At 39.5% G+C, this 7,229-nt stretch carries 6 protein-coding genes; 2 read left to right on the forward strand and 4 right to left on the reverse strand.

The annotated features are described in order from the left end of the window. Window positions 1–161: 161 nt before the first annotated feature. Window positions 162–1,031 (forward strand): substrate-binding domain-containing protein, encoded by an 870-nt coding sequence (locus ACM0OX_RS34600; protein ID WP_414519605.1) that lies wholly within the window; start codon window positions 162–164, stop codon window positions 1,029–1,031. Window positions 1,032–1,043: 12 nt separating this feature from the next. Next, the gene (locus ACM0OX_RS34605; protein WP_414519607.1) at window positions 1,044–3,029 is read left to right on the forward strand and encodes an ATP-binding protein; all 1,986 of its coding nucleotides are present in this window, start codon (window positions 1,044–1,046) and stop codon (window positions 3,027–3,029) included. A gap of 94 nt (window positions 3,030–3,123) precedes the next feature. Here the strand turns inward: ACM0OX_RS34605 and ACM0OX_RS34610 are convergent, their stop codons facing one another. The 4 genes from ACM0OX_RS34610 to glpX form a co-directional block, all read right to left on the reverse strand. Continuing rightward, window positions 3,124–3,714 (reverse strand): Uma2 family endonuclease, encoded by a 591-nt coding sequence (locus ACM0OX_RS34610; protein ID WP_414519609.1) that lies wholly within the window; start codon window positions 3,712–3,714, stop codon window positions 3,124–3,126. A 43-nt stretch (window positions 3,715–3,757) separates the two neighbouring features. After that, window positions 3,758–4,318 carry a metalloregulator ArsR/SmtB family transcription factor gene (locus ACM0OX_RS34615; protein WP_414519611.1) on the reverse strand — a complete coding sequence of 187 codons (561 nt, stop codon included), beginning with the start codon at window positions 4,316–4,318 and terminating at the stop codon, window positions 3,758–3,760. Window positions 4,319–4,418: 100 nt separating this feature from the next. Further along, on the reverse strand, window positions 4,419–5,705 hold the full coding sequence (locus tag ACM0OX_RS34620) for a glutamyl-tRNA reductase (RefSeq protein WP_414519613.1): 1,287 nt from the start codon (window positions 5,703–5,705) through the stop codon (window positions 4,419–4,421). 241 nt (window positions 5,706–5,946) lie between these two features. Further along, window positions 5,947–6,984 carry a class II fructose-bisphosphatase gene (gene glpX, locus ACM0OX_RS34625; RefSeq protein ID WP_414519615.1) on the reverse strand — a complete coding sequence of 346 codons (1,038 nt, stop codon included), beginning with the start codon at window positions 6,982–6,984 and terminating at the stop codon, window positions 5,947–5,949. Window positions 6,985–7,229: the final 245 nt, after the last annotated feature.

A 7,229-nucleotide genomic window follows, 5' to 3' on the forward strand; every position in this document is an offset into this window, starting at 1 on the left:
CGTGGCGGGGTGTAGCCCCGCCCGCTATTTGTGCCAGTTGCGTAAGTCCTGATTTATGATGAATTATTTCATTTACCCGTTACATTTTATAAGTATTCGGGAATATTAAGTTATGAAAGTTTAGGATAGATATCTAGTTTTGGATATTTCAAGACTCACTTATGAAAAAGATTGCTCAGTCAATGATTGTCGGCATCATCTTCTTTGGTATGTGCGGTTGTAACTCAGTCAAACCAACTGATTTAACCAATGCTAATCAAGTTACTAACCAAGCCGATTCTCAAACTAAAAAACTTATCAAAATTGGTGGTTCCAGTTCAACAGTAACGGTTTTAAAACTTTTAGGACAAGCTTATCAATCCCAAAATAAAACTGTCAAAGTTGAGTTTATCTCCAATAGCCAATCTGAAGGTGCGATCGCAGCCCTAAAAAACGATATTATTGATATCGCTGGTAGCAGTCATAAACTCAAACCAGAAGAAGATAACGGGAAAATTCAATATCGGGAACTTGCACAAGATTTGTTAGTTGTCGCCACCCATAACAGTGTTAAAGGTGTTACTAACTTATCAACCAAGCAATTAAAAGCCATTTACAAAGGTGACATCACAAATTGGCGAGAATTAGGCGGTGCTAACGCAGATATTGTACTCTTAGATAGACCCGAAGACGAGTCAGCAAAAAAGTTATTGCGAAAATATTATTTGGGAGAAGAAAAGACTACAGCTAAAGCCGTGATTTTGAATAAAGAAGGAGAACTGATCGAAACCTTACAAAGTACTCCTAATTCCCTCGGTGCTTTTTCTTTGGCATCTTCCCTCATCAATAAATTGCCTGTTAATCATCTCAGTCTCAATGGTATTGCTCCTAAAGCACAAAACTTTGCCACTGGTAAATATCAAATGGTGCGTCACATAGGTATTCTCTGGGAAAAATCACCTTCAGCAACTACTCAGGGTTTTATTGATTTTATCTTTAGCAAAGAAGGCGAAAAACTACTACAAAATAATGGCTTTGTTACTGCCAAATAAATTGAATATCCCATGCAGAGATTTTTCAGGGGGCTGAGACTCAGCCAAAAAATTGTTCTACCGCTGCTTGCAGTTTGTCTTAGCGTCTTTATGTTGGGCTTAGTCGTGTTAGGACAGTGGTTTACGGATAGTTTGAATCAGAACTTTAGCCAACAAATCGGTAGTTTTAGCGAACGAGTTTATCAGGATTTTCAGCATGAACAGCAAACACTAGAAACTGAAATCGAGCTAATTGCTAATCGAGATATGCTGAATCAGGCTGTTAAACAGCGTAATCAAGGGTTGCTTTTGCAGATATTATTACCACTGAAGTCTGTTTTGAAATTGGATTGGATTAAGGTAATCGATACTCAGGGCAATGTCCTCATAGATTTACGGAATAACTCGTTAAGTCAAGCCAAGTTTCTAGACAAAATAGTTACTAGCACTGCTAGTAGAGGAGCGCATTTAGTCGATTTGGTAGATGTAGAAAGCAAGCAACAAGTTCTACAAGTAGTAACAAATGGAATCAAATCATCAGCAGGACTCTTGGGAGGAATCATCATTGGTAACTTAGTAGACGATACTCTACTGCAACAAATTGCTGCGGGTTCCTCTAAACATCTGATTGTCCAGAGACAAAATCGTGTAGTTGCGGCAACCTTGTTGGCATCCAAAAGCGGAACTTGGCAATTTCCTGATCCTGATTTGCCCGCTAGGCGAATCACTATTGATAACAAAAACTATTTAGCCAAAAGTATTGTATTTACAGGAGCAAGTCAGTCTTTAACAACTACAGTGTTGTATTCCATATCATTGTTAGAGGTTGCTCAATATAAGTTATGGCAACATTTAGGACTATTATTTTTATTGGGAAGTAGTATTTTAGCAATTACTGGGTTTTTAATTTCGCGAACAATTACTCGTCCACTCAAAGCTGTCACACATGTGGCACAACGAGTTACTCAAGAATCTAATTTTGATCTCCAAGCTCCCGTAACAACTGAAGACGAGGTTGGAATCTTAGCCATTTCTTTTAACCAGTTAATTCAACAGGTAAAAGTACTGCTAGCAGAACAATATGAAGCGAATCAAAAGCTAGAAGTTTATAGCCAAACACTAGAATCTAAAATAGAAGAACGAACACAAGCACTGCGACAAAAAAATATTGTTCTCAAGCAAACTTTACAAGAACTTAGGCTTACTCAGTCCCAATTAATCCAGAAAGAAAAAATGTCTTCTTTAGGACAGTTGGTTGCTGGTATTGCTCATGAAATCAACAATCCAGTTAATTTCATCTATGGCAATCTCAAGCACACTGATGATTATACTCAACAGTTATTGTGGTTACTTCAACTTTATCAAAAATATTACCCCTACCCAGAACCAGAAATTCAAAATGCTAAAGAAGAAGCTGATATTGAATATTTAACCGAAGATTTGCCTAAAATGTTGACTTCCATGAAGATTGGAGCCAGTCGCATTCGGGAAATTGTCCTTAGTTTAAGAATCTTCTCTCGTTTAGATGAAGCCGAGTTTAAAATCGCTGATATCCATGAAGGGATTGACAGTACCCTGTTAATTTTACAATATCGTCTCAAATCCCAAAGCCATCGCCCTCAAATCACAGTGATTAAAGACTATGGTGAAATACCTAAAATTCAGTGCTTTGCAGGACAATTAAATCAGGTATTTATGAACATCTTGGCAAATGCGATTGATGCTTTAGAAGAGGCTTTTCAAAATGGGCTTTGTCCAGAACCAATAATTCGGATTTCTTCAACCCAGGTGAATGAAACTGTCGTTGTTCATATTGCTGATAATGGCACAGGAATTCCAGAAGCAATCCAGTCACATCTATTTGACCCCTTTTTCACCACTAAACCTGTTGGTAAAGGTACTGGTATGGGATTATCAATTAGCTACCAGATTATTACTGAAAAACATGGTGGCTCGTTACAGTGCATTTCATTACCGGAACAGGGTGCAGAGTTTGTAATTACAATCCCGATTCGATAGGTGATTTTTGACAATAGTTCTATAAAATTTCTTTTTTCAACATTTTGAGAGTTCTTACGAATTACGAATTACGAATTACGAATTACGAATTATTTTAATCTTCGTTATTTTCTGCAAAATTTACTTGCTCATAAAGGTCGCGCAATTCAATTTGAAAATCAACCGTTTGCAGTGATAAAGTTGCAGATTCGTGTTCAAGTTCAGTAAATGACCATTGACTTTCCGCAGTTTTTACATACTGCATCACGTGATACTGATATTGATCGATTAAAATATATTCCTTGAATTCAGGAATAGAGCGATAATAAAGAAACTTATCGCCTTGGTCATAATTTTTAGTTGATTTAGATAAAACTTCAGCAATTAACATTGGGTTCATAACCGTTGTTGTACTGGTTCCTGTATAAATAGGTTGTCCCTCAATCACCATCACATCAGGATATGTATGCTGCCGATAACGGGGTATCCATAAACGCACATCACCAATATAAACATCATAATTTTTACGCCTTAAAGCAATTTTTAAGGATGCAGCTAAATTTAAAGCAATTTTATTATGATTTGTAGTGCCACCCGTCATCGGTACAATTTCTCCATCACGGTATTCGTTTTTATATACTGCCTTTTCTTCAATTTCTAAATATTCTTCAGGTGTGTAATAGAATTTTTGTGTTTCTAACTGCATAAAAATACAACCTATGATTGTGCGGTTTATTCATCTTCCATATCTATGCTGTACGCCAATAAATGCCATTTTCTCGCTGCATTAACTGGCAAGCAATCAACTCTCGTCGCAGGGTGGCGCTGTCGATATGGTAGCGTTTGAGAATATCATTTACCAAACGTTCAGGATAGTTGACTCCTACATCAAACTGGTTTGCTAACCACTTAAGAATAACTAGACGCTTTTTCCGACTAGCAGGAATTTCTTTGAGGCGATTGTCCTCGAAATAGTTTTTTAACACTTTGCTTTCCCAAGCTTCAGTATCCACATCCCCAATCAAGGATGCTATTTTCTCAGGTGTAAAAATTTCCTTGCTAATGCTTTGTAAAGCCTCGCTATCCAATTGATATAGACGGCTATTACCTTCAGGACGCATTGTTACTAAATTTAGCTCTTTAAGTTTCGCTAAATGATGGGATACCGTTGGTTCCTTGAGTTGCAGTAGCACCGCCAATTCTTCGACGCTGCACTCCTGATTCGCCAGGATACCTACAATCTTCAATCGACTATCATCCGCTAATGCCTTGAAAAAGCGGAGTAATATGTTAAATTGCTCTGGTTGCATAACTAACTTCTAATTAGATAGGTATCTAATTAGAAGTATATCTAATTTAAAAGCTTAGATCCCCGGCTTTTCAAAAAAGTCGGGGATCTCGTTGTTGAATTTAACTAAACTGTTCTTCTGCATCAAGGTTAAACAGCATTTGCAGAGTTTGCATACAGCGCCGTCTGGCTTCCACATCTTGCTGCGATCGCAATTGCACCATCGGGTCATGTAAAATTTTATTGACAATTCCCCGCGTTAATGCTTCAATCACCTCTTGATGTTTTTCGGCGAATTCCGAACCCAATCTCGACAAAGCTTTTTCTAACTCTTGTTCGCGAATGGTTTCGACTTTATTTCGCAGACAGCTAATAGTGGTAACAGTTTCTAAACTGCGCCACCAAATATCAAAGGCTTCCACTTCTTCCTCTAAAAGTTTCTCTGCTTCTTGTGCAATCTTCCGACGGCTTTCGTAGTTTTGCGCTACTACTGCCTTCAAATCATCCACATTAAACGCCTGCACATTTTCCAATTCATTTACATCCGCATGAACATTACGCGGCACGGAAATATCAAATAACATTAGAGAGCGCTGAACTTCTACAACCATTTCCAATTTGGCCCGATCAAGTATTGGCTCTGTTGCCGAAGTACTTGTAAATACCAAATCACTATCGGCAATTACGCTCATCATTTCCGATAGTGGATGAATTTTGATCGGTTGTTGAGGGAACAGCTTTGCTAATTCTTGGGCGCGATCGCGAGAGCGATTTACAATACTAATTTCCACAGCACCTTTAGAAATTAGGTGTTGTACCAGCAGCCGCGACATTTTACCAGCACCCAGAATTACTACTCGACAAGCTGCCAAATTTGCCACTTTTATCTGTGCTAACTCCACAGCTGCCGAACTGATAGAGACAGCACCAGTACCAATACTAGTTTCAGTGCGAACTCGCTTACCAGCTGTCAGCGCTTGTTTAAATAATCGATTCAAAATGGTTTTTATACCACTATATTGCTGTCCCAGTTTGTGAGTAGTCTTCACCTGAGCCAGAATTTGACCTTCTCCGAGTACCAGACTATCTAAACCACCTGCTACCCGCATAACGTGCATCACGGCATCATCATGGAGCAGCATAAATAAGTGTTGTCGCAGAGAAATCACGGGCAATTTACTGTATTCCGCAAGAAACTGCGTTACTTCCCGAATACCTTGGTCTGCTTCACTGGTGACAATGTAAATTTCCAGACGGTTACAAGTGCTAAGAATTGCAACTTCATCAATATGAGGATAGCTGGCCAGTTGAGCGATCGCACTTTCAATTTGTGGTTCTGGAATGCTCAGTTTTTCCCGGACTTCTACTGGGGCTGTTTTATGGCTTAACCCCACCACTGCTATATTCATTTGCTAAATCGTAGTTACTAATTGGTAGTTGGCAATCGGGCATTGAGTGAGAAATAGGGAATGGGGAATTATTATTTATTGGTTGATAGTTTTTTCAACCAACAAACAATAACTAATCACTAAATACTAACTACTAACTAGTGTAAGGATGAAGCATTTGGGTGAATATTTTTCCGTTTTATCGAAATATTTTTTTCCAAATGCTTTACCCCTACTTTTAACATTCCCCATTCCCTAAAAATTAGTTCAGTTGGAGAGTCTTGGGTTCACCAAACATGTGAATCGTATCAACAAATCGAGCAGTTTTCGATTGGTTAGAAATTACCAAGCTTTGAGTTCTAGCTCCGCCGTTGAAGAAACGTACACCTTCCATGAGATTACCACTGGTAATACCGCAAGCAGCGAACAGAACAGTTTTACCAGATGCCAGCTCATGAGCATCATAGACCTTATCGGGGTCATTGATATTCATAGACTTTAAGCGGTCGATATTGGCTTCTCTGCTTTCTCCAATTAGACCCGTTTTTACGACAGCTGGATCGTAAATCAGTTGACCTTGGAAGTGTCCACCCAAAGCACGCATTGCTGCTGCCGAGATTACACCTTCAGGAGCCGCACCGATACCCATCAGCGCGTGGATGTTAGTTCCAGCAAAACCGCAGCTAATGGCTGCACCCACATCTCCGTCTGAAATTAGGGCGACTCTGGCTCCAGCCTCACGGATTTCTTTAATTAAATCGTTGTGGCGTTCGCGCTTCATGACCACGATCACGAGTTCTTCAATCGAGCGATCTAGACACTCAGCAAGAATCTTGAGGTTTTCTGTTGCTGACTTGTTGATATCTACTTTGCCCTTAGCTGCGGGAGGTGCTGCTAACTTCTTCATGTAAAAGTCAGGAGCAGCAAATAATCCACCCTTCTCAGAAATTGCCAAGACAGCCATCGAACCAGGTTGTCCATAAGCTACCAAGTTCGTACCTTCACAAGGGTCAACGGCGATATCAATTTCAATTAATTCATCAGGGTTACACAAACTACTGGCATTTGGTTGGGTACAGATACCAACTTCTTCCCCGATGTATAACATGGGCGCGTCGTCGCGTTCGCCTTCCCCAATCACAATGCGACCGCGCATATAGATTTTATTCATCCGCTCCCGCATAGCTTCCACAGCTACCTGGTCAGCGATGTTTTTTTCGCCTTTACCCATCCACTTTGCGGATGCGATCGCGGCTTGCTCTACTACTTCAATAATTTCTAAACCAAGTGAATTTTCCACAGAGTTTGCCCTCTCAGCTGCTTGAATTTGCGTAGTTTCATCTGCCTATTTCAGTTTTCAAGTCTACCAAAGGGCGGATACACGTGGAAGAAAGTTAAGTTTTACTGCTAACTCGTTAGAAAAGTGCCAGTTAACACATTCTGATTTTTTACTCATAATTACTCCAGTATAAAACTTGTTCACACGTAACTATAGCGGTTATTAGTCTAGTCCAGTACAATAGGAAAGAGCAATTTTACTGATAT

The sequence above is a fragment of the Nostoc sp. PCC 9305 genome, from assembly GCF_963920915.1.
Lineage (GTDB): Bacteria > Cyanobacteriota > Cyanobacteriia > Cyanobacteriales > Nostocaceae > Nostoc.